We start from the raw sequence: 21,756 nt of genomic DNA on the forward strand, positions 1-21,756 counted from the left end.
TGACGCATCCTCACCTCCCGTCAGCCGCAATGAATCAAATCACGCAGCCATTGGCTAGGGGTTTTTGGAGGTCCCCACCTTTCTACGGCGTGCCATCCGAGACCTGGAAATGCGCGAAATGATCGTCGAAGATCTGATCGACCTGGACATGGCCAACCATGCGCCGATGGCGCGGTGTGGCATGGTAGACTTCCAGGATTTGCCCGACCTGAGCGCCATTGGCCTTGCCGAGGCACGCGACCGTGCACCCGGCGTCCATGCGGACGATCTTGCCCCGCATGAAGAAACTGTGCCCAATGCCCTGCGCAAGGAGCGGCGCGCTTCCGAGCAGAAAAAGTCCTATCACAGCGCCGACGCCCAGATGTCTCCGCATCGCTGCCTCCTCGCACGCGCCGGACGCCTGCCGCCCGGAAATCGCGACCGGGGAAGACTGGCAGACCGTTTGCATCGTTAAAGAATTGGCCCGCCGCGGGGGCGACGGCGGGCCCTCAGCCCCCGGTGTCTGTTCTCGGGGCTGGAAACCTCACATGTCGCTCATCGGCTTGTCGGCCATGGGCTTGTCGGCCTTCTTCTTGGGCGCCGGCTTTGCCTTTTTCATCGGCATCTCGCAGCAATCGCTCATCGGCTTGTCCGCCATAGCCGATCCGTTCGACGGGGCTGCACCGCCGGACATGCCCGCCATGCCCTGCTGACCTTGCTGCTTCTGCATGCCGGCCTGGTGATCCTGCATCATCTGGTCGTGCATCTGCTGCCCGCCATGATCCATGCCTTGCTGGTGGGCATGGGACGGCGACGGTGTCGGCTGGGCGGCGGGGGGCGGCGCCGACTGGGCCAGACTCGTGCCGGCGAAGGTCAGGGTTGCCAGGCAACTGACCGTGGCGGTGAAAAGCGTCGTCTTTCGCATTGAAGGTCTCCGAAATGTTGTCCCGCTTGCCCGATCGACGTTCCGATCCCGGCAAATCCAACACTGCAATGCTGCCAACGAGGTCCACTCTGTATACGTAAGTTACGAATCCGGTTCGATCAGCAGTGATAATCGCCGGATCATGCGGGTTGGATCATAGTCCAGGGTCAAGCAGATTCATGACCGCGATCGTTCTTGTCGGCTTGTAACCCGCCAGAATGGCAATTGGCCCGCCGTTCTCAACGGCGGACCAAAGCTTCGGTCTGATCGGTCAACTCACCTGCCGCACATGGCTATGAGCCTGTCGCCCGGCTTGTCACCGGGGCTTGGCCTGGGAGCTGGTTCAGCAACCGCCACCCGACATGCGTGACATGCCGGATGCGCCATCCCGACCCCTCGAGCCTCGCATGGCCATCCGATGCCCGTGCATCATCTGACCATGCATCTCCTCCTTGCCGTGCCGCATGCCCTGCATGTGGGCGGGATCGGGCTGGGCGGGCACCGGCTTGGCCTTGGGGGTCCCCTCAAGGGCAGGCATGCCCGGCGGCATTTCGTCAGCGAGAACAGGCCCGGCGCCGGCGGCAAGGATGCCGAGAGCTCCGAGCGAAGCGATAATTGCCGTCTTTTTGCGCAAGTATCCATTCCTTCAAGTCTGGTTTTCGGTTCGGCCCGATCGAATGCCCGGCCGATTGTCGCTCCTCTCGGAGCTTGCCCGTGAAAATGGTGTCGCCTTCGACCTTGCTGTATACGTAATGTGCGAAGCGTGCGCTCAGCTGGCCATATCCGCCATCATCCGACAACTTGCGGCGCACGCCTTGCAGGTCGCCGAACAACGCGCCATCTGCTGGTCCTCACGATGACGAAGACATTCCTGCGCGCATCGCTCGCAAGCCTCGGCGCACGCGCCGCACAGGATCCGGTGGAAGGTGGATTCCCGCAGCATCGAGTTGGCCGTCGTCTGGCAGATCTCGGCGCAGTCGGTGAGCATCGCGACCAGCGACGCCTTCGCCAGGGCCCCGCCCTGCTTCGTCACATAGCCGGCGGTCTCGAGGCACATGCGGTGCGACGTGATGCAATGGTCGATGCAGTCCGACATCGGCATCGCCATACCCTCCATTGAATGGTGCTGCGCCACCGCCGGAGCAGCCATCGCACCGGCCACGGCCAGGCCAGCGCCGGCCATCAGCAATTCGCGTCTCTCGATCATCATCATGCTCCCATCCGCTATTTCACCGTTGGCGTTCCGCCTCGGGGCGCTGAATCGGTCTTTGGCGACGAACCATCCGACGCCAGGCGCGCCTTCTCCCGCGCCATCCGGGTTTCCTCCCACGGCCAATGGCCGTTGATCTCGACCCGAGCGAGATGCTGAGGAAAGTGCGGACCAGCACCAGACCGGCGAGCACGATGAGATCGTCGAGCGTGGGGTTGATCACCAGGGACTTGACGATGTCGCCTGCGACCAGGAATTCCAGACCGAGCAGAATGCTGCGGCCCAGGGCGGAGCGGAACGCACTATAGGCTTCCGTCCGATCGCCGGCCCTTGCCCGCTTCGCAAACAGAATTGTCGCCAGCGCCGCGCCGACGAGGATCGTCAGCGTCCCCGCGAGCTCGAGACCGATCACCGCGAGCCGGAAGAACGTGCTCAGCCATCCCGCTTCAATGGTGATCATACCAGCCTCGCCGGCGGATATTGTTGAAGCTGTCGGTCGTGTGGCAGGCGTAGCATTGGTCGACGCGCGCCTTCTCACCGGCCGCGCGTTGCGAGACCATGCTGAAATGCTCCATGAAATGGCTTGGCGGCGCCTTGTGGCACTCGGAGCATTGGGTCGAATTGACCGACGGATGCCGGTAGTTCGCGATTTTCCAACTGTCGGTCTTGTGGCAGCTCGCGCAATCGGTGCCGAACAGTCCCTGGTGGGGATCGCGGTAGGAGTGGCAGCTCGCGCAGTTCAACCCGGCTTCGGGCGAGAAACCATGCGGATTGACCGCCGACCCGTCGAGGGGCTGCCGGAATAGCTTCGGGTCGAGCAGCGCTGCATGATTCATGCGGATGATGCCGCGATCGCCCTCATGCTCGACATGGCAGGATGTGCACTCGGTCGCGCGGGCATGGAACTGCGTCGATTGCTTGGAGCCGAAATCGGTTCCGGCATGGCAGGTCAGGCACGTCGTGGTTTCCACGCCCTTGCCCGGCGTATGACAGGCGGTGCATTGGCCGGCGAACGCCTGGTGGGCGCTCGACAGCGGACCCGGCGCCACGAGCCGCGCGACCAACCCCGCATCGGCCGGCGCGCTCGATCGCATCCGAACCGGAATCGCGATCACGATCGCCAGCAGGGCCGCGATGAACACGGCATAGAGGAGGCGTTGCCATCTCATAGCCAGCGCAGCCCGAAATAGATCGCGGCGCCCACGTGGAGCGCCAGCAGCGCATAGATGAGACAGGCCAGAAGGATGTGCAGGAGCCGCCATTTGGCGAACAGCGCGTTCGTCGCCTCTTCAGCCCGGATCGCAAATTCGGTGTCGGTGAGCGCCGCCGCGAGCGCCTCCCTGTCCTCGGGCAAGTCGACGGCCGGTGCGTCGCCCGCGACGAAGAAATAACGCTTCCAGCCCGACAGCGGCGCCTTGGTCCCAGCTGTTGCAGGTGGCGGGGCCGGCTCGTCGAGAAAGGCGGACCGCAGGGAAGCCAGCTCCGACTTGCGGCCTCTCAGCGCCTTGGCGATCTGGGCGAGGAGATAGCGGCCGATATACCCGGTGATGACTGTCATCAACAGGATAACGGTGAGGAGCAGGCCGACCGGGCTTTCGAACTTATGCGCGGCGTGCACCAGTCCCAGGATCGGCGCGAGCACGCCGGCATAGATGTGGATGGCGAGCAAGGTCGGCTTGCTCACGACATGCGAGAGTCCCTTGTCGACCCATTTGATATGCTTGGCTGCTACATAGGGAAGCGTCAGCACCATCAGCACCAGCGCCGCGATGCCGATGATCCCGCCCGCGAGACTGCCCGGAAACCGGGGCGACACATGCACGAGATAGCCGAGCGGAAACAGCAGCAGAAAAGCGACCAGCAGGCCGACGATGAGGTCGCCCCGCTCGCGCATCAGGCTTCCACGACGAGCGGTGTGCCCGTTCCTTTGGCCTGACAGGCGAGGACATAGCCCTGTTCCTTGTCGGACGGCGCCAGGCCGGTTTCGACCTCCATCGTCACCTCACCCTCAAGCAGCTTGACGACGCAGACGCCGCACTGACCGACGCGGCAGGCATAGGGGATTTCCACACCCGCGCCTTCCGCCGCCTCGAGCACGGTCTCGTTGGCCGGAAGGGCCGCTGAAACGCCGGACACGGAGAAGGTCACGGTGCTCGGCGCCACCGCCGGCCCCGCAGGCTGATCCTGCGCGGGTGGGGATGCGGGCTTCACCTCGAGCTCGTCGGCATCGGCAGGCGGTGAGGCCGGGCCAAAGGCTTCGGTGTGCACTTGCGCTTCGGGCACGCCAAGCTCGGCAAGGATGGTGCGCATCGCGCCCATCATCGCCGGTGGACCGCACATATGGATGCGGCGGCTCGCAATCTCGGGAACCGCCGCCAGAATCATTTCCCGGGTGATCGGGCCTTCGGGTCCCATCCAGACCGTGCCGGGTGAGCGCTGCATGGCGGCTATGACGTGGAGGTTGGCGAAGCGGCGCTCGAGACGCTCGATCTCGTCCCTGAACACAAATTCTTCGGTGGAACGAGCGCCGTAGAAGAAGAAGATGTCACCATCCCAGGCCGTGTCGGTGAGATAGCGCAGCACCGACATCATCGGTGTGATGCCCACCCCGCCCGCGATCAGGACGATGCTCTGCGCATCGGTCCCCGTGAAAGTGAAGGCACCAAATGGACCGCTCACCTTCAGAAGGTCGCCTGCGGAAACCTTGTCGTGCAGATGGCGCGAGACGACGCCCTGCTCCTCGCGCTTGACCGTCAACTCGACATAGGCGCGCTGCGTCGGCGAGGATGCGATGGTATAGGACCGGCGCGCCGTCTTGCCGTCCTCGGGTTCCACCTCGACCTGCAGGAACTGGCCGGGGAGGAAATCGAACGGCAGCCGATCGGCCGCCGGATCGGCGAGACGGAAGGTCAGCACCGTCGGCGTCTCGCGGACGATCTGGACGACGCGCAGCTGCCCGGCCCAGCTTTTCGGCTTGCGCAGCGAGGCGCCGGCTGGCGGTGCGGCGTTGCTGGGCGCAAGCGCCACGACGTCCGGCGCGGACGGCGCCGCGAGTTTGCCGGCAATCGGAGCAGCCACCGGCGACGCCGACGCCGGCGATTTGACGGCACCTCCGCCGACGATCGCGCCGATCCGCCGCAGGCGGAACATCTGCAATGCGATCAACGTGGCGCTGACGAGCGCCAGGAAGATCATGAGCAACAGATGCGAAGGGGAGATGCCGAACCAATGGTTGGCATGTCCGGGTGAAGGCTCGTCCAGATCGAGCTGGTCGCGAAACCAGGAAAGGCCCACGTCCTGGGGCGGCTGCAGGCCCCCGATCGCGCCCTGTGCGGCGGAGCCCGCGCGAAACATATCGGTGCCCTCGCGCATGCGCCGGGCCGCATCAAGCCGGGCCGAAACCGTCGTCGCACGTGCTCCCTCGGCGGACGCGGCGTTGATCATCGCCAGGCCTGTGTTGACCCGTTCGCTGGCCTGTGACGCCACACGCTGCCGGGCTGCTTCATCGAGCGCCGGAAAGGCGAGCAGCTGCGAGAAGAAGGCCGACCGCCGAGAATCGTGGCCGTGCTCATTCTCTCCCTCGCCGTTGATCATGCGCTCCATCATGGAGTCCATCATCTTCGCCATGTCGGTGGAGCCCGGCACCGCCGGAGCAGACATGGCGCCACCCGTCGGCATCGAGGCTGTACCCGTGTCCCCACCATGATGGGCTGCATGATCCTCGCCTTCCTGCGCGCTGACGCTCGTGGAGACGCTCAGGGCGAGCACGAGCCAAAGGCTGCAGCGGCGCAGGCTGATCCGGTTGCGCATCCCCTTCCCCTTTTGCGCGCCTACATATCTTTCATCGGCATCGCCGAATTCGTCGGCGCCGCGTCGGTTGCCGGTGCGCTCTGGTTCATGCCGCCCGCTCGCATCGCATCATGGTCCATGGCCTGACGGTGATGTCGGTCCATCTCCTCCTGACTGTTCATCTCATGCGCGGAATCCGTGGCACCATCGTTCATCGTGTCGGTCGGGGCGGCGGCGGCGACGCTGTTCTCCGCGGCCGGCACCGTCTGATCGCTTTTGCGGTCGCAGCCGGCGAGCGCGAGCGCCACCAGCAAGCTCCCGCCGGCAACGGGAAGAAAGGTCTTGGCGTGTCTGATCATGGCTTGTTCCTTCTCTCTGGAAACGTCCGGGCGGCAGACTGCCGCCCGGACCGGCTCATTCCGCGTTGCGGAGAATCCGAAGGCACTGGTCGTGCGAGAGATTCATGGGATTGCGGCCCTGGCCCTTCATCTCGCGATGGTCATGGGGCGTCTGCAGACCCATATCGCTCTCCATCGCCCGGCAGCTTTCCACCTGTGCGGTAGTGGGCGGCGTGGTCACGCAGGCTCCCAACAGCAACGCCGGAACGGTTACGGCGATGATATGCTTTTTTGTCATGATATAACCCCTTTCGATGATAGTGATTGTTCCTCCCGCGCCACTTCGTCTTTTGTTTTTTGACGTTGGTCTTTCCGCCTTGCCGCCAGGAAGGCCAGGATCGGACAATCGGAGATCGGCACTTCGCCCGGGCACTCGTCGGCAAGCATCTGCAGCATGTCGCGAATGTCGGACAGAAGCTTGAGCCGGACCTCGGCGTCGCTGATCTTGGCGTGCGTGATGTCAAGCACGGCTTGCGCGCTGGTGGAATCGGAAGCCCTGAGTTCCAACAGTTGCCGGGCTTGCTCGAGGGTGAAGCCGAGTTCCTGTGCCGAGCGGATGAAGTCGACGCGCTCGAGATCCGTCTCATTGTACAGCCGATAGCCCGCTGCGGTTCGCTCAGGCGCACGCAACAGTCCCATCCGCTCGTAATAGCGGATCGTGTCGCGCCCCACGCCCGCTGCCGAGGCCAGCTCTCCGATCTTGAAATTGCCCATGACATCCGCTCGATTATGCCGGTGGGACCATGGTCCAGGGTCAAGCAGTATTACTGCCCCCTGCTCGGCCCTGTTCAAGCCACCGGCGCCATGCCAGCCGGCGCGCAGCCCGACATCTTCGCAGTCGGGCCATTGCGGCCGGCCGGTCACCGGAGGCACGGTCAGTTCTTGCGAAGCTCGACGATGTCGTTCTTGGCTGGCGAACCTTCGGTGACGCTCACATGGGCGAAATGATCGTCGTAGATGTGATCGATCGTCACCTGGCCGACGCGCTGCCGATGGAAGGGAGCGACATTGCCTTTCGACGCGACAGGGCCCGGGTGCCGCACGACCCGGTATACCTCGAGAGTCTGACCGACCTCGGCGCCATCGGCCTTGCCGATACAGACCACCGTGCCGGTGTCGCCGGTGTCGACGATCGAGCCGCGCATGAAGAAGGTATGCCCGATGCCCTGGGCCATCGCCGGAACGGCGGCAAGCATCGAAATTCCGGCCAGCGCGGCCATGAGCGACTTCTTGATCATATTCTCCTCCTTTAATAAATGTTGGCACCACCACTCGGAAAGCGAGGGGAAGAACTTCTCTTCGAGCGTCGGAGTACGGTCCCAGGTCCAGCCTCGATATACGTATAGGCCGCAGCTATGTTCTGCCGGTCAAATCAAGTGCTGCGCCCGCCATGCGCCAGCTCCGGACCCGCAGCGCTTGCCCGGACGGATTCCGAAGAGATCGCCTGCCGCGACGGTGCAACCGACAGAGCCGGCCCACCCCCAGTCTCGCTTGGCGTCGGAGCACTGCATCGCTAGCGATCAACATTGTCATGTTCGCGGCCGAGTTGGCGGCGGGCATCCTTTCTGGCCACCAGGATCGCGTCAGTCGTTGAATGTTTCGGGGCAGGTGCGGCAGTTCATCGCCGACTAAGCCCCAATTGGGCGGCAGCCGACAATGTCGTGATCAACGGGCATCCGACCTGATCGCCGGCGTCGCAGGCACGGACGGTGTCGGCAAGCACGCGCTCCATACGCCTCAAGTCGGTAATCCGCGCGCGCACCTGTCGGAGGTGCGAAGCCGCGATTTCGCGGGCGTCGCCGCATGCCATATCTTCGGCGGTGGCGATTCCGAGCAGCGCCCGAATTTCGTCTAGCGTAAAGCCCAGCTCGCGCGCACGCCGGACGAAATGGACCCGCGCAACATCCGCGAGGCCAAAGCTGCGGTACCGGCCCCGGCGAGCCGGCATAGGCAGCAGTCCGATACGCTCATAATAGCGGATCGTCTCAATGTTGCAGCGCGTGCGCCGCGACAGCTCTCCAATCGCGATGGCTTCCATGGCCGCCCCTCGCCTTTCGAAATTGGGGGGTTGAGTCTGTAGTTCCTACAGAGGGTAGAGTTCCAGCCAATTGATCGCAAGGAGTCGCCGATGACGTCCAAACCATATGTCCTGGGCCGCTTTTCGAGCGCGCGTGGGGCGCTGTTACTCGCCTTCGGCGCAATAGCGTCGGCATTCGGCGTAGCCTCCTGCTGCGCCTTGCCGATCTTGCTGACCACCGTTGGCGTCAGTGTGGGGTGGCTGAGCGGCATCGCCGTTGCCGCAGCTCCCTATCGGACGCTTCTCCTCGGCTTGAGTGCACTCTGCCTTGTCGGTGGTGCAATCATGCTCTGGCGGCAACAGCGCGTGGCGATGACCTGTGGACCCGACGGCGCCTGCACGCCACCTGCCTTACTTGTTGTGGTGTTCGTCGGCTTGACGGTCGGCGCGATCCTGCTCTGGCTTGGATATGCCTATGTCTGAGCGCGCGCCCCTTCTCGAATCGACCATCACTTGCCCGCAATGCGGCACGGTGAAGACGGAAACGATGCCGACGAACGCCTGCCAATATTTCTACGATTGCACCGGCTGCGGCGCCTTGTTGCGCCCGATGGCAGGAGATTGCTGTGTGTTCTGCTCCTATGGGACGGTAGCGTGCCCACCGATTCAACTTTCGGGTCCAGGCGCTTCTTGCTGCGCCTGACTGATCTCCATGAGGTCAGGCTATTCCTGCAAGACATCTCGCCGAGGCGGGCGGACCCAAATGGTGCCCGCCTCGCGCAGATAGTCCCTATTGCGGTCGAACGGCAGTGACCTCGGCGGCCATGCCTTGGGTCTTGACGTCGAACCCGATCCGCTGGCCCACCCGCAGGCCGCGAAGCAGCGTCGGCGGATTGGCCTTGAACGCCACGGTCATAGCGGGCCAGCCCACCGCCGGAATCGGTCCATGCTGGATCGTGAGCTTGTTCGCCTTGGCATCGATCGCGGTGATGACACCGACACCCTGCCCCGTCTTGGCGGCAGGCGCTTTCTTGTCCATGCCCGCCATACCGGACATGCCTTTCATATCTCCGCTCATGGATTGGGCGAAGCCTGGACCAGCGGCCAGAATGGCGGCGGTAAACAGTGCGGCGCGTAATGCTCTCATGATGATCTCCTTTGTTGAGAGGCGGGGGTAATTTCGGAAGATGGGCGCCGCGTCGCGGCTTGCGAAGCAACAGAATAGGCGGCGGACAGAACGAACATCGAGAGCAGCGGCGAGGTCAGCATGCCGCCGATCATCGACGCGGCGATCCGGCTCATCACCTCGGAGCCCGCGCCCGAGAAGTCGGCGGAGACGCCGGCCGTCGCGATGAACCCGACCCCGCTCGCGACCGACTGGTTGAATCCGAGCAGATAGAGCGTCCAGATTTCTCTGGTCAGCGCGAAAGGCAGCGTGCCCCCGTATACCGAGCGCCGAGGACCACCGTCGCGCAAATCTCCAACAGGCATTCCCGGCTCAAATCGCCCACGCCACCTTCCATCGCTCGAAAGGCAGGTTTCATCGCACTCAAAGTCACCCCTATTTTTCGGCTATCGGGTTGTGGAAGCGAACGGAATTCGTGCCGGACATTCGTTTCCGCGCCGCACTCGCAGCGATTGCGCGGGCAGGCGCATGGCCGACTGCCGCGTCATCCAAGCGATTGCCGCTCCCGGTGCGCGATGCCGATACGGATGATCAGCGTCTGGCCTCTGCTTTCGCGGAAGGATATGGCAGCAACTCGTCGGCATGGGCCACCTTCGACGCCGGCAATTCTCGACGCCCGAGCCACGCGTAGAGCGTCGGCAGCACGAACAGCGTCAGCAGCGTCGCGGAGATCAGTCCGCCGATCACCACGGTCGCAAGCGGCTTCTGGACCTCCGAGCCGGCGCCGTGGCCGAGCGCCATCGGCACGAACCCGAGCGAGGCGACCAGCGCGGTCATCGCCACCGGCCGCAACCGGAGCAACGCGCCCTCGCGGCTCGCCCGGACGCGATCCATGCCAGCCCGCATCAGGTCCTGGATCGATGTGACCATCACCAGGCCGTTCAATACCGCGATGCCGGAGAGCGCGATGAATCCGACCGCCGCCGAGATCGAGAACGGCATGCCACGCAACATCAGCGCAGCCACGCCGCCAACCAGCGCCAACGGTATGCTGGTGAACACGATCGCCGCGTCGCGCGCGCTGCCGAGCGCGCCGTAGAGCAGCAGCAGGATCAGCGCGAAGCAGGCCGGGACGACCAGCATCAGGCGGTCGCGCGCGGAAGCGAGATTCTCGAACTGCCCGCCCCATTCGAGCCAGATTCCGGCGGGCAACCGAACATCCTTGGCGATGGCGGCTTGAGCGTCCGCGACCACGCCGGCGACGTCGCGGCCACGGACATTGGCCTGGACCACCACGCGGCGCTTACCGTTCTCCCGGCTGATCTGGTTGTGGCCATCGGCGACGCGGATGTCGGCGACGCTGGCGAGCGGCACGAATGCGCCCGACGGCGTCGGCACCGGCGTCTGGCCGAGCGTCGCGAAATTGGCACGCTCGGCATCCGACAGGCGGATCACGATCGGGAACTTGCGGTCGCCTTCGTAGATCACACCCGCCGCGCGGCCGCCGACTGCCGCAGCGACGACGTCCTGCACGTCCCTGGCGGTCACGCCCAGGCGCGCGGCCGCATCGCGGTTGAACGCGATGTCGAGCATCGGCAGCCCCTCGGTCTGCTCGACCTTGACGTCCTGCGCGCCTTCGGTGCGGCGGAGCAGCGCGGCGATCTTGTCGGCCGTGGCGTTCATCTGCGCGAAGTCGTCGCCGAACACCTTGACCGCAACATCGCTGCGCACGCCCGCGATCAACTCGTTGAACCGCATCTGGATCGGCTGGGTGATCTCGTAGCTGTGTCCCGGAACCTGCGCCAACCGCTGCTCGATCCGCTCGACGACATCGGCCTTGGTCTCGCCCGGATCGGGCCATTCGCCGCGCGGCTTGAGCATCACGAACGTATCGGTGGCATTGGGCGGCATCGGGTCCGAGGCGAGTTCGGCCGTGCCGGTGCGCGAGAACACGACCCGCACCTCGGGGATGCCCGACAGCGCCTTTTCGATCTGGAACTGCATCTTCTGGCTCTGGTCGACCGACGTGCCGGGCACCCGGAAGGCCTGGACGAGGACATTGCCCTCGTCGAGCTGTGGCAGGAACTCCTGGCCGAGCGTCGCATAGCCCACACCCGCCAGCGCCAGCGCGCCGATCGCAATGCCGAACGTGCGTTTGGGCGCGCGCATGGCCTGGTCGAGGCCGGGTTCATAGCGGCGGCGCAGCCAGCCGACGATCCGGCCTTCCTTCTCCTCGACCGGCTTGCTCAGCCAGATCGCTATCGCGGCCGGCACGAAGGTCAGCGACAGGACGAATGCAAACAGCAGCGCCATGATCACGGTCAGCGCCATCGGCTCAAATGTCTTGCCCTCGACGCCTGAGAGGGTGAGCAAGGGCACATAGACCAGGATGATGATTGCCTGACCGAAGACCGACGGACGGATCATCTCGCGCGCGGCCTGCGCCACCAGCGCGAGACGTTCGCCGCGGTCGAGTGGACGGCCGAGATGGTGCTGGCGGTCGGCGATCCGCCTGAGCGCGTTCTCGACGATGATCACCGCGCCATCGACGATCAGGCCGAAATCGAGCGCGCCCAGGCTCATGAGATTGGCCGAGACCCCGGCGTGGAGCATGCCGAACCCGGTCAGCAGCATCGTGATCGGGATCACCGCCGCCGCGATCAGCGCCGCCCGGAAATTGCCGAGCAGCACGAACAGCACGACGATGACGAGCAGCGCACCTTCGCCGAGGTTGCGCGCGACCGTCGAGATCGTCGCGTTGACGAGGTCGGTGCGATCGAGCACCGGCTCGATGACGATGTCGGGCGGCAGCGACGGGCTAATGCGCCGCAACCGCTCGGCGACGCCGGTCGAGACGGTCCGGCTGTTCTCGCCGATCCGCATGACGGCGGTGCCGGTGACCACCTCATGGCCGGCTTCCGACGCCGAGCCGAGCCGGATCGCCTGGCCCAGCCGCACGGCCGCGACCTGGCCGAGCAGGATCGGCGTGCCTTCGCGCGTTGCGATGACGGTGTTGGCGAGCTGCGCGATGCTCACGATCCGCGCATCGGCGCGAACCGCGAGACCCTCGCCGTTGCGGTCGACGATGCCGCCGCCGATCGCGCTGTTGTTGGCTTCGAGCGCGGTGGCAAGCTCGCTCAGCGACAGCTTGAGCGCGGAGAGCTTCTGCACGTCGGGGACGACCAGGTATTCCTTGTCGTAGCCGCCGAGCGAATCCACACCCGCGACCCCGGCCACCGACTTGATCTGCGGCGCCACGATCCATTCCTGGACGGTGTGGAGATAGGTCGCCTTGTCGGCCTCACCGACCAGCCGGTCGCCCTCGGGCGTGATGTAGCTGCCGTCGGGCTGGGTGCCGGGTTCGCCCGGCTTGTGCTGCTCGTGCCCGCGATCCTGATAGCGGACGGTCCACATATAGATGTCGCCGAGACCGGTCGCGATCGCCCCCATTTCGGGGGTCACGCCGTCGGGCAGCCGTTCCTTGGCATCGTTGATCCGCTCGGCCACCTGCGCCCGCGCGAAATAGATGTCGGTCGAATCCGTGAACACGGCCGTGACCTGGGCGAAGCCGTTCCGGCTCAGCGACCGTGTGCTTTCCAGCCCCTTGATACCGGCCAGCGCGGTCTCGACCGGGAAGGTGACCTGCTTCTCGATCAGCTCAGGCGAGAGCGCGGGCGCACGGACATTGATCTGGACCTGGTTGTTGGTGACGTCGGGCACCGCGTCGATCGGTAGCCGATAGAGCGAGGCGGCGCCTACGATGGCGGCGATGGCGGTGAGCAGCAGGACGAACCAGCGGCGCTCGACCGCGAGGGTGACGATGCGTTCGATCATGGCTCAGTCCTCGTCCCCGCCTTCGCCCTTGCCGAGTTCGGCCTTGAGGGTGAAGCTGTTGGCGGCGGCGATCTGTTCGCGGCCGGTCAGCCCCGACAGGATCGTGACCGAGGCGCCATTGGCCTGGCCAAGCGTGACCGGCACCGCGCGGAACCCGGTGGCCGTGCGGACGAACACCACCGGCTTGTTCTCGACCGTCTGCACCGCGGTCGACGGCACGCTGATCGCGCTGCCGCCTTGGCCGCCGCCCAGCAGGATCGCCGCCTGCACACTCTCGCCGACCCGCCACTGGCCGGCGCGATTGTCGAGCGTCGCGATCACCGGCACCAGCCGGGTAGTCTCGTCGAGCACCGGCGAGACGAAGGTGACGCGCGCCGTGGCTTGCCGGCCCGACGCGCTCACTTCGACGGTGGCGCCCGGCCGGACGCGGCCGGCATCGGCGGCGGACAGCGACAGGGTCAGCGATACGGTCGAGAGGTTGGCGACCCGGAACAGCTCGGCATCGGCGGCAACGGTCTGGCCGAGCGTCACGGAGCGCGCGATCACCTGGCCGCCAATCGGGGCGCGGATCGCGATACGGTTGAGCGAGCCGCCGCCACCGCCCGCCGCTGACACCTGCTGGCGGGCGAGCCTGAGCGCGATATCGGCTTCGCGCGCGGCAGTGCGCGCCGCGATTAGATCCTGCTCGGCCGACACGCGTTCGTCGAACAAGCGCTGCTCGCGCCGGAGATTGGACTGGGCGAGCACGGCGCGCGCCTGTGCCGCCTCGACCTCGGCGTTGAGCTGGGCGGCCTCGCGGCTTTCGATCACCGCCAGCGTTTCGCTCCGTCCGACCGACTGGCCGAGGTTGCGGGTCAGCGCGACAATGCGTCCGCCGATTGCCGCCGACACGACCTGCGTGCCCTGCGGGTCGCCTTCGATGGTCGCAGGCAGCTCGATCGCTCCGCCGCCGCCGATGGTCGGACGCACGAGCTGGATACCGGCTGTTGTGATCTGCTGGGGCGTGAGGTTGACAATGCCTTCCGGCGCCTCGGCGCTTTCCTTGGCTTCGGCCTCGGTCTTTTCCTCGGCGGGCTTGGTGCCGCCACAAGCGGCGAGCGTGGCGACAAGCGCGAGGGGCAACGTCGCCCGCAAAATCGTGATCTTCATGGGCTCAGTCTTTCGTGATCGTGGGAGCGGCGCCGGTGAGGCGCTGGAGGCGCGCGCGCGCGTCATGCCAGGCGGCGAGCGCATCGACCGCAGCCGCGCGGGTCTCCGCCAGCGTGCGCTCGGCGTCGAGCAGGTCGAGCTGGCCGAACTTGCCCTCGCGATAGCCGATCCGCGCGATGCGTGCGGTCTCGACCGCGGCGGCAAGCGCAGGCCCGGTCGCGTTGCGCGCGTCGGCCGCCGCGTTCGCCACTTCGGCCTCGGCAGCAGAGATCGCCTGCTCGGCGTCGATTCGCGCCATGCGCCGTCGCGCGTCGGCCCGGTCGCGCTCGGCGCGCGCCTGAGCGACGCCGGCGCTGCCATTGTTGAACAGCGGAAGCGGGATCGACACGCCGAATACCGCGGCGGTGTCGTTGGTCGCCTCGAGCCGGCGCGCGCCGGCGCTCAGCGTCACGTCGGGAATGCGCTGCGAGCGGGCGAGCCCGACCTGCGCATCGGCGGTCGCGACCTCGGCATCGGCGGCGGCAAGCGCGAGCGTGCCGTCGACACTGGTTCTTGCCACGGGACCATAGCCGTCGATCCGGTCGAACCAGGCAAGGTCAAGCCCGGCCACGACCGGGCGGCCGATCAGCCGGGCCAGCGTGTCGCGGGCAACTGCGGTGTCGCGCTCGGCGCGCGCCGCCGCCGCCTCGGCATTGATGCGGAGCACGTCGGCGCGTTGCTGCTCGATTGGCGACGCGCGTCCCGCGCTCACGCGGATCCTGGCGGCGCGATACGCCTCGGCGGCGATCCCCGCCTGCGCGCGGGCGATGCCGAGCCTGCGTTCGGCGGCCACGGCGGCGACATAGGCCTGGGTGACTCGCAGCGTGACATCGGCATCGGCGATTGCCGCGTCGATCCTTGCCCGCGCGCCTTGTGCTTCGGCGAGACCGATCCGCGCCGAACGCTTGCCGCCTAGTTCGATCGGCAGCGCGAACCCCACGGTGGTCTCTGCGCTGTCGATGCCGCGATAGGCGCCGCTGCCGGCGACGTTCTCGGTCTGCGCCTCGATCGAGGGATTGGGGCGCAGGCCGGCGACAGTGCGCGCCGCGCTGCTGGCGCGCAGGTCGGCCGATGCCGCTTCCAGCGCGGGCGAGTTTTGACGGGCGGCAGCGAGCGCTTCATCGAGCGTGAGCGCCACGGTGGCCGGCGGCGCGTCCTGTGCTGCGACCTGAGTGGAACAGAGGGCCGCGGCGAGGGCGGCCGCGAAGATACGGGACATAGGGAACGGTCTCCTGACGAATGGCTCAGAGTCCCTCGCGGCATGCGGCCGCGTGGACGAACGGCGCGTCAGGCGATGGGTGGCCTCAGGTTGCGCGCGGCGGCTATCGCGTCGGGCTCGATCGCGGGATCGATCCGCAGCGCAGTCCGGGCAATCGGGGTGGTCGTTGCCAGGCCGTCGAGGGTCGGCATGCCCAGATGATGATTGTGGCAGCTGCCGTGGTGATGCGGCGCCGGATTGTCCATGTCGCCCGGAACCTCGTCGCCATCGCCAGCGACATGGTCTCCGGCGCCGGCGGACAGCTCGATGCAGCCGACGATCTCCGCCGCGTGCGCCGCCGACACCGAGAGACCTGTCCACAAGGAGAGGACGAGCATCAAGCCGGCGACCAGGGCGAGCGATTGTCGCATCGGCTGTCCACCTAGCCGGACGGTGCCGGCAAGCAAACCGGCGGGGCGGGATCGGCTCCCATTCTGATTCGACGCCATATTTATTCCCCCTGAAGAATAGGCTGTGCGGGCGCCGTGCGCGGCAGATACGCCGATCGCAACTCGGCGCCCGCCTGGCGCATGATCTGGATGCCGCCGCTGATCCCGAGCGTGGCGAGGATCGCGGCAACGATCAGATCGGGCCATCCCGAACCGGTGCCGAACACGCCGAACGCGGCGGCGACCACGGCGACATTGCCGATCGCGTCATTGCGCGAGCAGATCCACACGGAGCGCATGTTCGCCTCGCCACTGCGAAAACGGTACAGGATGAAGGCGACCGCGACATTGGCCGCGAGCGCGAGACCACCGATAATCCCCATCGTCTCAGCCTGCGGAAGCGTGCCCGCGAACGCGGCATAGCCGGTGCTGCCGATCACCCACGCCCCGAGCGCGAACAGGGTGGCACCCTTGAGCATCGCCGCGCGCGCACGCCAGGTGAGCGCCATGCCTGCAACACCGAGGCTGATCGCGTAATTGGCGCTGTCGCCGAGGAAGTCGAGCGCATCGGCCTTGAGTGCGGCCGAGTGGGCGGTAACGCCCGCGAAAATCTCGACGCCGAACATGATCGCGTTGATGATCAACGCGATCCAGACCGCGCGGCGCCAGCGCGGATCGTTGGATGGGTCCGGCTTCGCGGAGGCGCAACTGGTGCAGGCCATTTCATTACCTCGAACGACTCGATGTCATGCGCTATGTGCGGCCTGTAGCAACTATAGGGTCAAGCGGGATTTCTGATGCAGATTGGTGAACTGGCGAGAACGACCTCGACCAAGGTCGAGACAATTCGTTTCTACGAGAAGATCGGATTGCTTCCCGAACCCGGGCGTACCGCAGGCAACTACCGCGACTATGGAGCCGCCCATCTGGCGCGGCTCTCCTTCATCCGCCGCGCGCGCGACCTCGGCTTCACGCTCGATCAGGTGCGCGAGCTACTTGCCCTCTCCGACGATCGGACCCGCTCGTGCAGCGCCGTCGATAGCGTCGCGCGTGCGCATCTCGCCCAGATCGACCAGAAGATCGCCGATCTACGCGCGCTTCGCCGCGAGCTCGACGAAGTGATCGGCCAGTGCAGCCAGGGCGCGATTTCCGACTGCCGGATCATCGAAGCACTGGGACCGTCGAGCCACGCAAGGCATTGACCCTGTAGCTGCTAGAGGGTGCAGAACATGCTCGCGACTCGCGGCGGAGATGATGATGAGCGACTGCGGATGTGAGGCGGACACCAAGCGGGCGGGCACCGATCCGGCCTATCGGCGTGCGCTGTGGATCGTGGTCATCCTCAACGTCGGGTTCGGCCTGTTCGAGCTGGTCGGCGGTTTCGTCGCCGGTTCGCAGGCGCTGAAAGCGGATTCGCTGGATTTCATCGGCGACGGGTCGATCACGCTCGTCGGGCTGATCGCGCTCGGCTGGGCCGCGGTCGCGCGCAGCCGCGTCGCGCTCGTGCAAGGAATCTTTCTCGCGAGCCTCGGGCTCGGGGTCATCGGGTTCGCTGCATGGCGCGCGTTCCATGCGATCCCGCCCGAAGCCGAGCTGATGGGTGGGATCGGTATCGCGGCGCTCGTCGTCAACGTATCGGCCGCCCTCGTCCTCGCGCGGTTCCGGGACCAGGGTGATGCGACGTCGCGCGCCATCTGGCTGTTCTCGCGCAACGACGCGCTTGCCAATATCGCCGTGATCGCCGCTGCCGCACTGGTCGGCTGGACGGGCCAGGCTTGGCCCGATCTTGTCGTCGCCGGCGTGATCGCGCTGCTGTTCCTCCATTCCGCTTATGACATCATCCGCGACGCGCGACGCGAGCTGGCGGAACATGCGACGAGGGCACGGGCATGAGCGACCGCGCCTACACACCGCCGCTCGGGACCGGCGATACCGCGGATTACGATCGCGCCATCCGGCGCTGGACCCGCGAGCTGCGCTGGCGCAGTGCCATGATCGAGCTGCTCGCGCCGCGCCCCGGCGAGACCATCATAGACGTCGGGTGCGGAACCGGCAGCTTCGCGGTCATGCTCAAGGCTGCCGCGCCTGGCGTGCATGTCATCGGCATCGATCCGGACGAAGAAGCGCTGGCGATCGCTCGCGCCAAGGGCGACGCCGCCGACGCGGACATCCATTGGGAGCGCGGCTTCGCGCGGGATATCGGTTCCCGTTCGGCCGACGCCGTGGTGTCGAGCCTGATGTTCCACCAGGTGCCGATGGCGGAAAAGCGGGCTGGCCTCGCGGCGATGCACGCGGCACTCCGCCCCGGCGGCAGGCTCGTGATCGCCGATTATGGGCGGCAACGGGGACTGATGCGGTTGTTGTTCCGCCTGACCATCCAGCGGCTCGACGGCGTGGCCGACACCCAGCCCAATGCCGACGGCGTGCTTCCAGAGCTCGTCTGCGCGACGGGGTTCGACAAAGTACGCGAAGCAGCGGACATCCATACGGTGACGGGCACGATCGCACTGATCGCGGCGGATCGGCCGGGCTGACGGGGCGTGGCGACGATGGACCTCAAGGCGGAGCAGAAGGAGATCAGGAAGCAGTCCTTGCTAGCCTTTCTGCTGTGTGCCGCGATCTCGGTTACGTGCGTCCTTTTCCTGCCCAAGCTGATCTCCTTCCCGTCGGAGATCGGCGCGCGGCTTGCCTTCGCGATCCAGACGAGTTTCGTCCATTTCGCCCTCGTCCTGCTTGCCGTCCGCATGGTCTCGAGCGGCCGCTACCGGTCGGCCGCCGACATCGGCGGCGCGGCCAAGGCGCCACCGAGCCCCGCGCTCGCGGTCAAGGCCGCGTTCCTGCAGAACACGCTGGAGCAGGCATTTCTCGGCGTCGGCGCGCAGTTGCTGCTCGCCTCGGTCACCGGCGACCGCTGGCTGGGACTGCTGGTCGCATCGCCCATGCTGTTTGCGGTCGGCCGATGGAGCTTCTACCGTTGCTATCCGGCCGGCGCCGGCGCGCGCGCCTTCGGGATGGCGACGACTGCGCTCGCGTCGCTGATCTGCTACCTCGTCGCGCTCGCGTCGCTCCTCGGTCGCCTATTCGGCGGCTGATCCCGACGAGTGGGCCGTGGCCGCACTTCGGCCGCTGTACCAGAAGCCGGCGACCAGCACGAGGATCGCCGCGGCCTGCGCAAGCACGGTCTCGGTCGTTGGAAACAGCCCCAGAAGCGCGATGCGCGGTACATTGGCCAGCGGCACCACCCCGAGGATACCAGCCTCCTGCAACCCGGCGATGCCCTTGCCGGCGAGGACGACCGCCAGGATCGCGATCAGGATCGAACTCCACGAGAAGAATTGGGTGATCGGCAGCCGGGCGCTGAAGCGGAGCATGATCCAGGCGATCAGCGCGAGCAACCCGGTCGCTGTTCCGGCTCCGGCCAGCATCGCTGCGCCATTTCCTTCCGCCCACAGCGCCGCATAGAAAAGGATCGTCTCGAACACCTCGCGGTAGACGACCACGAACGACAGCAGGAACAGGAACCAGCCCGACTGGCGCGACAGCGCGGCGGTGACCCTCGCCTTCACATAGCGCTGCCACGCCTCGGCGTTGCTCTTGCCGTGCATCCAGATGCCGACGGTGAGCAGGATGATCGCGGCGAACAGCGATCCGAAGCCCTCGGTAAGCTCGCGCGATGCACCGCTCACGCTGATGAAATAGGTCGCGGCGAACCAGGTGGCGACACCGGCCGCAAGTGCGACGATCCAGCCGCCATGGACAAAACCCAGCACTTCGGGGCGCTCGGTCTTCTTGAGGAACGCGATCATCGCGACGACGATCAGCAGCGCCTCGAGCCCTTCGCGCAGCAGGACACCGAAAGCGCCAAGAAAGCTCGATGCACGACTCGCCCGCTCAGGCGCCAGGGCGGCTTCAGCCTCGGTGAACAGGCTGGCCAGCGCGCGGTTCGCCGCTTCGACTTCGCTTGCCGGACGCCCTTGTCCGATCGCGGCGCGAAGCTTCGCCATCGCCCCCTCGATCCGCGCCATCAGGGCCGCATCGCGTGCGGCAAGCACCGGCTCGACCGGCTCGAAGCCATCGAGATAGGCGGAAAGCGCAAGATCTGCTGCGGCCTTGCGGTCGCCTGCGCGATACGCTGCCATGCTTTGGTCGAGCCGTTCGCGCGTCAAGGCAAGCGAGCCATCGACGCGCACGGTCACCGCGTCGGGATGGCGGCGCAGAAAGGCGGTAAGCGCGGCCGCCTTTTCCGGGCCGATATCGGCCGTCAGCGCAGCCGGGGTGACGCCGATCAGGGCCGCGAGATTGGGATATTTGGCACGGAGCGCGGCATCGCCGCGCCACAACCGCTCGCCGTCGCGCGCGGCGGCCTCGGGATAGGCGAATTGGCCGACATAGAAGGCCAGTGCCCAGCGATCGGCGTCGGGCAGTGCTTCGAAGCTCTGCATCGCGGTGCCGTCCAGGCCCTGGCTGATGACTTGATAGAGGCCGAAAAGGCTGCGCTGATCGGCGCGCGCCTTGTCGGTGAAGGCGATCGGTGGGGGATCGAGCTTGGCGGCGTTGGGCCCGTGGCCGTTACCGCTGGCACCATGGCAGGCGGCACAATTCTGCGCGTAGAGCGCAGTGGCGCGCGTCAAATCCGGTGGCGAACTCGGCGCGAGCGGTACGGGATATGCCGCAAGCAGCGCTGCGGCGAGCGCTCGGGATTGTTCCGCCACTGTCGCCGGCGGCACCTTGGCGGCGATCGCATTGCGCAGCGTCCCCGACCGGCGAAGCAGATCCGCCTTGGCCGAAGTTACAGCCAGTGCCTGGATCCTGGCTTCGACCTGCCCGGCAAATTCGGTCATCTCGGCATATTCGGCAGCGCTGGTCACCCTGCCGTCTGAAACCGCACCTGAATAGTCGACCGCGATATAGTCAAGCAGCCGCCAGGCCGTTTGCACTTCGGCGTCGCTGGCCGACGCGCGTGCGGGCAGCGACAGCGTTAGCGCCGCGAGGATCAGGATGAGCCATCGCATCGGGAACGGCCGATGAGCGACAACAGCGGTGGAGGCAGCAAGGTGGCCGGAGCGCATCGACGAGTCTCTTGTTAAGAATGGTTCGCGGTTTGCACCCTCTAGCAGCTAGAGGGTCAAGCCCAATTTCCGACAACCGGCGATCGGAGCCCAGACCACCGACCGCAGTATGAGCACAGAAGATTTGTGCCGACTGCGGCCGTTGGATGTCTTCGCGACAATGGCTCGTGGGCTACTTCTTGCTGATGGCCGTCACCTCGCCGGTATTGCCGGTCAGCGTGAGATCGAAATCGACATTGTCGCCGACCTTGGCCGCATCGGTGATCGCCGGGGCCGCCTTGAACGCCATGGTCATCGCCGGCCACTTGGCTTCGGGGATCGGGCCATGATCGAGCGTGATCGTGCCTGCGGCCTTGTCGATGGCAGTGACCGTGCCATGGCCCTTGGCCATGATCTGCGCAGGGGCCGAAGGTGCCATCGCCATGTTGCCCATGTCGCCGCTCATGGCTGCGGCGGGCGCTGCCTGGTTGGTTTCCGCCGCGACCGGTGTTTCTGCTTTCTTGCCGCAGGCGGCGGTCAGGGCGGCGAGGCCGAGGGCAATGGTCAGTCGTGCATAGTTCATGGTCTTCTCCTG

Annotated in this window: 26 protein-coding genes and 2 pseudogenes; 6 read left to right on the forward strand and 22 right to left on the reverse strand. The window is 66.2% G+C overall.

Going from position 1 to position 21,756, the window contains the following annotated elements; all coding sequences use genetic code 11:
• Positions 1 to 82 precede the first annotated feature (82 nt).
• From QHC67_RS12450 to QHC67_RS12510, 13 genes and pseudogenes are all read right to left on the reverse strand, one after another.
• On the reverse strand, positions 83 to 373 hold the full coding sequence (locus tag QHC67_RS12450) for a hypothetical protein (RefSeq protein ID WP_319294798.1): 291 nt from the start codon (positions 371 to 373) through the stop codon (positions 83 to 85).
• A gap of 150 nt (positions 374 to 523) precedes the next feature.
• Entirely contained in the window at positions 524 to 904 is a 381-nt protein-coding gene (locus QHC67_RS12455) for a hypothetical protein (RefSeq protein WP_319294800.1), read from the reverse strand.
• Between the two features lie 343 nt (positions 905 to 1,247).
• Positions 1,248 to 1,538 (reverse strand): hypothetical protein, encoded by a 291-nt coding sequence (locus QHC67_RS12460; protein WP_319294802.1) that lies wholly within the window; start codon positions 1,536 to 1,538, stop codon positions 1,248 to 1,250.
• 135 nt (positions 1,539 to 1,673) lie between these two features.
• A complete protein-coding gene (locus QHC67_RS12465) occupies positions 1,674 to 2,114 on the reverse strand; it encodes a four-helix bundle copper-binding protein (protein ID WP_319294861.1) in 441 nt (146 codons plus the stop codon).
• Positions 2,115 to 2,128: 14 nt separating this feature from the next.
• Positions 2,129 to 2,574: pseudogene (locus tag QHC67_RS12470) on the reverse strand (DUF1622 domain-containing protein).
• Positions 2,561 to 3,256 (reverse strand): cytochrome c3 family protein, encoded by a 696-nt coding sequence (locus QHC67_RS12475; RefSeq protein ID WP_319294804.1) that lies wholly within the window; start codon positions 3,254 to 3,256, stop codon positions 2,561 to 2,563. Before QHC67_RS12475 ends, QHC67_RS12470 begins: the two are co-directional and overlap by 14 nt.
• Before the next feature lie 23 nt (positions 3,257 to 3,279).
• Positions 3,280 to 4,008 (reverse strand): hypothetical protein, encoded by a 729-nt coding sequence (locus tag QHC67_RS12480; protein WP_021243992.1) that lies wholly within the window; start codon positions 4,006 to 4,008, stop codon positions 3,280 to 3,282.
• Positions 4,008 to 5,924 (reverse strand): 2Fe-2S iron-sulfur cluster-binding protein, encoded by a 1,917-nt coding sequence (locus QHC67_RS12485; protein ID WP_319294808.1) that lies wholly within the window; start codon positions 5,922 to 5,924, stop codon positions 4,008 to 4,010. Before QHC67_RS12485 ends, QHC67_RS12480 begins: the two co-directional genes overlap by 1 nt.
• Positions 5,925 to 5,944: 20 nt before the next feature.
• A complete protein-coding gene (locus tag QHC67_RS12490; protein WP_021243990.1) occupies positions 5,945 to 6,262 on the reverse strand; it encodes a hypothetical protein in 318 nt (105 codons plus the stop codon).
• Positions 6,263 to 6,317: 55 nt separating this feature from the next.
• Positions 6,318 to 6,539, reverse strand: coding sequence for a hypothetical protein (locus tag QHC67_RS12495; RefSeq protein ID WP_021243989.1), 222 nt, complete (start codon positions 6,537 to 6,539; stop codon positions 6,318 to 6,320).
• Positions 6,536 to 7,015 carry a heavy metal-responsive transcriptional regulator gene (locus tag QHC67_RS12500; protein ID WP_021243988.1) on the reverse strand — a complete coding sequence of 160 codons (480 nt, stop codon included), beginning with the start codon at positions 7,013 to 7,015 and terminating at the stop codon, positions 6,536 to 6,538. The genes QHC67_RS12495 and QHC67_RS12500 overlap by 4 nt, the downstream gene beginning before the upstream one ends.
• A 161-nt stretch (positions 7,016 to 7,176) precedes the next feature.
• Positions 7,177 to 7,539 (reverse strand): hypothetical protein, encoded by a 363-nt coding sequence (locus tag QHC67_RS12505; RefSeq protein ID WP_021243987.1) that lies wholly within the window; start codon positions 7,537 to 7,539, stop codon positions 7,177 to 7,179.
• A gap of 380 nt (positions 7,540 to 7,919) precedes the next feature.
• The gene (locus QHC67_RS12510; RefSeq protein ID WP_021243986.1) at positions 7,920 to 8,339 is read right to left on the reverse strand and encodes a MerR family transcriptional regulator; all 420 of its coding nucleotides are present in this window, start codon (positions 8,337 to 8,339) and stop codon (positions 7,920 to 7,922) included.
• A 90-nt stretch (positions 8,340 to 8,429) separates the two neighbouring features.
• Between QHC67_RS12510 and QHC67_RS12515 the strand changes: the two genes are divergently transcribed.
• Both QHC67_RS12515 and QHC67_RS12520 read left to right on the forward strand, forming a co-directional pair.
• Positions 8,430 to 8,801, forward strand: a complete 372-nt coding sequence (locus QHC67_RS12515; RefSeq protein WP_021243985.1) for a hypothetical protein — start codon at positions 8,430 to 8,432, stop codon at positions 8,799 to 8,801.
• Entirely contained in the window at positions 8,794 to 9,021 is a 228-nt protein-coding gene (locus QHC67_RS12520; RefSeq protein ID WP_081659657.1) for a GDCCVxC domain-containing (seleno)protein, read from the forward strand. The genes QHC67_RS12515 and QHC67_RS12520 overlap by 8 nt, the downstream gene beginning before the upstream one ends.
• An 87-nt stretch (positions 9,022 to 9,108) precedes the next feature.
• On the opposite strand, the gene QHC67_RS12525 is transcribed toward QHC67_RS12520, so the two are convergent.
• From QHC67_RS12525 to QHC67_RS12555, 7 genes and pseudogenes are all read right to left on the reverse strand, one after another.
• Complete coding sequence (locus QHC67_RS12525) at positions 9,109 to 9,465, reverse strand: copper-binding protein (RefSeq protein WP_031290674.1); 357 nt, start codon at positions 9,463 to 9,465, stop codon at positions 9,109 to 9,111.
• Positions 9,466 to 9,517: 52 nt separating this feature from the next.
• Positions 9,518 to 9,758 (reverse strand): annotated as a pseudogene (locus tag QHC67_RS12530) (hypothetical protein); the annotation flags it as partial.
• A 277-nt stretch (positions 9,759 to 10,035) separates the two neighbouring features.
• The gene (locus QHC67_RS12535; protein ID WP_021243982.1) at positions 10,036 to 13,278 is read right to left on the reverse strand and encodes an efflux RND transporter permease subunit; all 3,243 of its coding nucleotides are present in this window, start codon (positions 13,276 to 13,278) and stop codon (positions 10,036 to 10,038) included.
• A gap of 3 nt (positions 13,279 to 13,281) precedes the next feature.
• A complete protein-coding gene (locus tag QHC67_RS12540; protein ID WP_021243981.1) occupies positions 13,282 to 14,427 on the reverse strand; it encodes an efflux RND transporter periplasmic adaptor subunit in 1,146 nt (381 codons plus the stop codon).
• Positions 14,428 to 14,431: 4 nt separating this feature from the next.
• Positions 14,432 to 15,685: a TolC family protein gene (locus tag QHC67_RS12545; RefSeq protein ID WP_021243980.1), complete on the reverse strand. Its 1,254-nt coding sequence runs from the start codon at positions 15,683 to 15,685 to the stop codon at positions 14,432 to 14,434.
• 68 nt (positions 15,686 to 15,753) lie between these two features.
• Positions 15,754 to 16,095: a hypothetical protein gene (locus tag QHC67_RS12550; RefSeq protein WP_021243979.1), complete on the reverse strand. Its 342-nt coding sequence runs from the start codon at positions 16,093 to 16,095 to the stop codon at positions 15,754 to 15,756.
• An 80-nt stretch (positions 16,096 to 16,175) separates the two neighbouring features.
• On the reverse strand, positions 16,176 to 16,835 hold the full coding sequence (locus tag QHC67_RS12555; protein ID WP_021243978.1) for a cation transporter: 660 nt from the start codon (positions 16,833 to 16,835) through the stop codon (positions 16,176 to 16,178).
• Positions 16,836 to 16,910: 75 nt separating this feature from the next.
• Here QHC67_RS12555 and QHC67_RS12560 point away from each other — a divergent pair, with 75 nt between their 5' ends.
• The 4 genes from QHC67_RS12560 to QHC67_RS12575 are packed head-to-tail and all read left to right on the forward strand — an operon-like array spanning position 16,911 to position 19,205.
• Positions 16,911 to 17,315, forward strand: a complete 405-nt coding sequence (locus tag QHC67_RS12560; RefSeq protein ID WP_021243977.1) for a MerR family transcriptional regulator — start codon at positions 16,911 to 16,913, stop codon at positions 17,313 to 17,315.
• A 55-nt stretch (positions 17,316 to 17,370) separates the two neighbouring features.
• Complete coding sequence (locus tag QHC67_RS12565) at positions 17,371 to 18,006, forward strand: cation transporter (protein WP_031290672.1); 636 nt, start codon at positions 17,371 to 17,373, stop codon at positions 18,004 to 18,006.
• Positions 18,003 to 18,647, forward strand: coding sequence for a class I SAM-dependent methyltransferase (locus tag QHC67_RS12570; protein ID WP_021243975.1), 645 nt, complete (start codon positions 18,003 to 18,005; stop codon positions 18,645 to 18,647). Before QHC67_RS12565 ends, QHC67_RS12570 begins: the two co-directional genes overlap by 4 nt.
• Before the next feature lie 15 nt (positions 18,648 to 18,662).
• On the forward strand, positions 18,663 to 19,205 hold the full coding sequence (locus QHC67_RS12575) for a hypothetical protein (protein WP_021243974.1): 543 nt from the start codon (positions 18,663 to 18,665) through the stop codon (positions 19,203 to 19,205).
• Here QHC67_RS12575 and QHC67_RS12580 read toward each other — a convergent pair.
• Positions 19,191 to 21,125, reverse strand: coding sequence for a cytochrome c/FTR1 family iron permease (locus QHC67_RS12580; RefSeq protein ID WP_040602602.1), 1,935 nt, complete (start codon positions 21,123 to 21,125; stop codon positions 19,191 to 19,193). The genes QHC67_RS12575 and QHC67_RS12580 overlap by 15 nt on opposite strands.
• A gap of 229 nt (positions 21,126 to 21,354) precedes the next feature.
• Positions 21,355 to 21,744 carry a copper-binding protein gene (locus tag QHC67_RS12585; protein WP_021243972.1) on the reverse strand — a complete coding sequence of 130 codons (390 nt, stop codon included), beginning with the start codon at positions 21,742 to 21,744 and terminating at the stop codon, positions 21,355 to 21,357.
• Positions 21,745 to 21,756: the final 12 nt, after the last annotated feature.

Source organism: Sphingobium sp. (genome assembly GCF_033795625.1).
Taxonomy (GTDB): Bacteria; Pseudomonadota; Alphaproteobacteria; order Sphingomonadales; family Sphingomonadaceae; genus Sphingobium.

Bases quoted from the DNA above. Each gene is read 5' to 3' on its own strand.
- QHC67_RS12540 (WP_021243981.1), bottom strand. From the start codon at position 14,427: ATGAAGATCACGATTTTGCGGGCGACGTTGCCCCTCGCGCTTGTCGCC.
- QHC67_RS12515 (WP_021243985.1), top strand. From the start codon at position 8,430: ATGACGTCCAAACCATATGTCCTGGGCCGCTTTTCGAGCGCGCGTGGG.
- QHC67_RS12535 (WP_021243982.1), bottom strand. From the start codon at position 13,278: ATGATCGAACGCATCGTCACCCTCGCGGTCGAGCGCCGCTGGTTCGTC.
- QHC67_RS12505 (WP_021243987.1), bottom strand. From the start codon at position 7,539: ATGATCAAGAAGTCGCTCATGGCCGCGCTGGCCGGAATTTCGATGCTT.
- QHC67_RS12570 (WP_021243975.1), top strand. From the start codon at position 18,003: ATGAGCGACCGCGCCTACACACCGCCGCTCGGGACCGGCGATACCGCG.
- QHC67_RS12580 (WP_040602602.1), bottom strand. From the start codon at position 21,125: ATGCGATGGCTCATCCTGATCCTCGCGGCGCTAACGCTGTCGCTGCCC.
- QHC67_RS12585 (WP_021243972.1), bottom strand. From the start codon at position 21,744: ATGAACTATGCACGACTGACCATTGCCCTCGGCCTCGCCGCCCTGACC.
- QHC67_RS12550 (WP_021243979.1), bottom strand. From the start codon at position 16,095: ATGCGACAATCGCTCGCCCTGGTCGCCGGCTTGATGCTCGTCCTCTCC.
- QHC67_RS12555 (WP_021243978.1), bottom strand. From the start codon at position 16,835: ATGGCCTGCACCAGTTGCGCCTCCGCGAAGCCGGACCCATCCAACGAT.
- QHC67_RS12485 (WP_319294808.1), bottom strand. From the start codon at position 5,924: ATGCGCAACCGGATCAGCCTGCGCCGCTGCAGCCTTTGGCTCGTGCTC.
- QHC67_RS12480 (WP_021243992.1), bottom strand. From the start codon at position 4,008: ATGCGCGAGCGGGGCGACCTCATCGTCGGCCTGCTGGTCGCTTTTCTG.
- QHC67_RS12495 (WP_021243989.1), bottom strand. From the start codon at position 6,539: ATGACAAAAAAGCATATCATCGCCGTAACCGTTCCGGCGTTGCTGTTG.
- QHC67_RS12520 (WP_081659657.1), top strand. From the start codon at position 8,794: ATGTCTGAGCGCGCGCCCCTTCTCGAATCGACCATCACTTGCCCGCAA.
- QHC67_RS12465 (WP_319294861.1), bottom strand. From the start codon at position 2,114: ATGATGATCGAGAGACGCGAATTGCTGATGGCCGGCGCTGGCCTGGCC.
- QHC67_RS12575 (WP_021243974.1), top strand. From the start codon at position 18,663: ATGGACCTCAAGGCGGAGCAGAAGGAGATCAGGAAGCAGTCCTTGCTA.
- QHC67_RS12545 (WP_021243980.1), bottom strand. From the start codon at position 15,685: ATGTCCCGTATCTTCGCGGCCGCCCTCGCCGCGGCCCTCTGTTCCACT.
- QHC67_RS12565 (WP_031290672.1), top strand. From the start codon at position 17,371: ATGAGCGACTGCGGATGTGAGGCGGACACCAAGCGGGCGGGCACCGAT.
- QHC67_RS12510 (WP_021243986.1), bottom strand. From the start codon at position 8,339: ATGGAAGCCATCGCGATTGGAGAGCTGTCGCGGCGCACGCGCTGCAAC.
- QHC67_RS12525 (WP_031290674.1), bottom strand. From the start codon at position 9,465: ATGAGAGCATTACGCGCCGCACTGTTTACCGCCGCCATTCTGGCCGCT.
- QHC67_RS12490 (WP_021243990.1), bottom strand. From the start codon at position 6,262: ATGATCAGACACGCCAAGACCTTTCTTCCCGTTGCCGGCGGGAGCTTG.
- QHC67_RS12500 (WP_021243988.1), bottom strand. From the start codon at position 7,015: ATGGGCAATTTCAAGATCGGAGAGCTGGCCTCGGCAGCGGGCGTGGGG.
- QHC67_RS12560 (WP_021243977.1), top strand. From the start codon at position 16,911: ATGCAGATTGGTGAACTGGCGAGAACGACCTCGACCAAGGTCGAGACA.
- QHC67_RS12455 (WP_319294800.1), bottom strand. From the start codon at position 904: ATGCGAAAGACGACGCTTTTCACCGCCACGGTCAGTTGCCTGGCAACC.
- QHC67_RS12450 (WP_319294798.1), bottom strand. From the start codon at position 373: ATGCGGAGACATCTGGGCGTCGGCGCTGTGATAGGACTTTTTCTGCTC.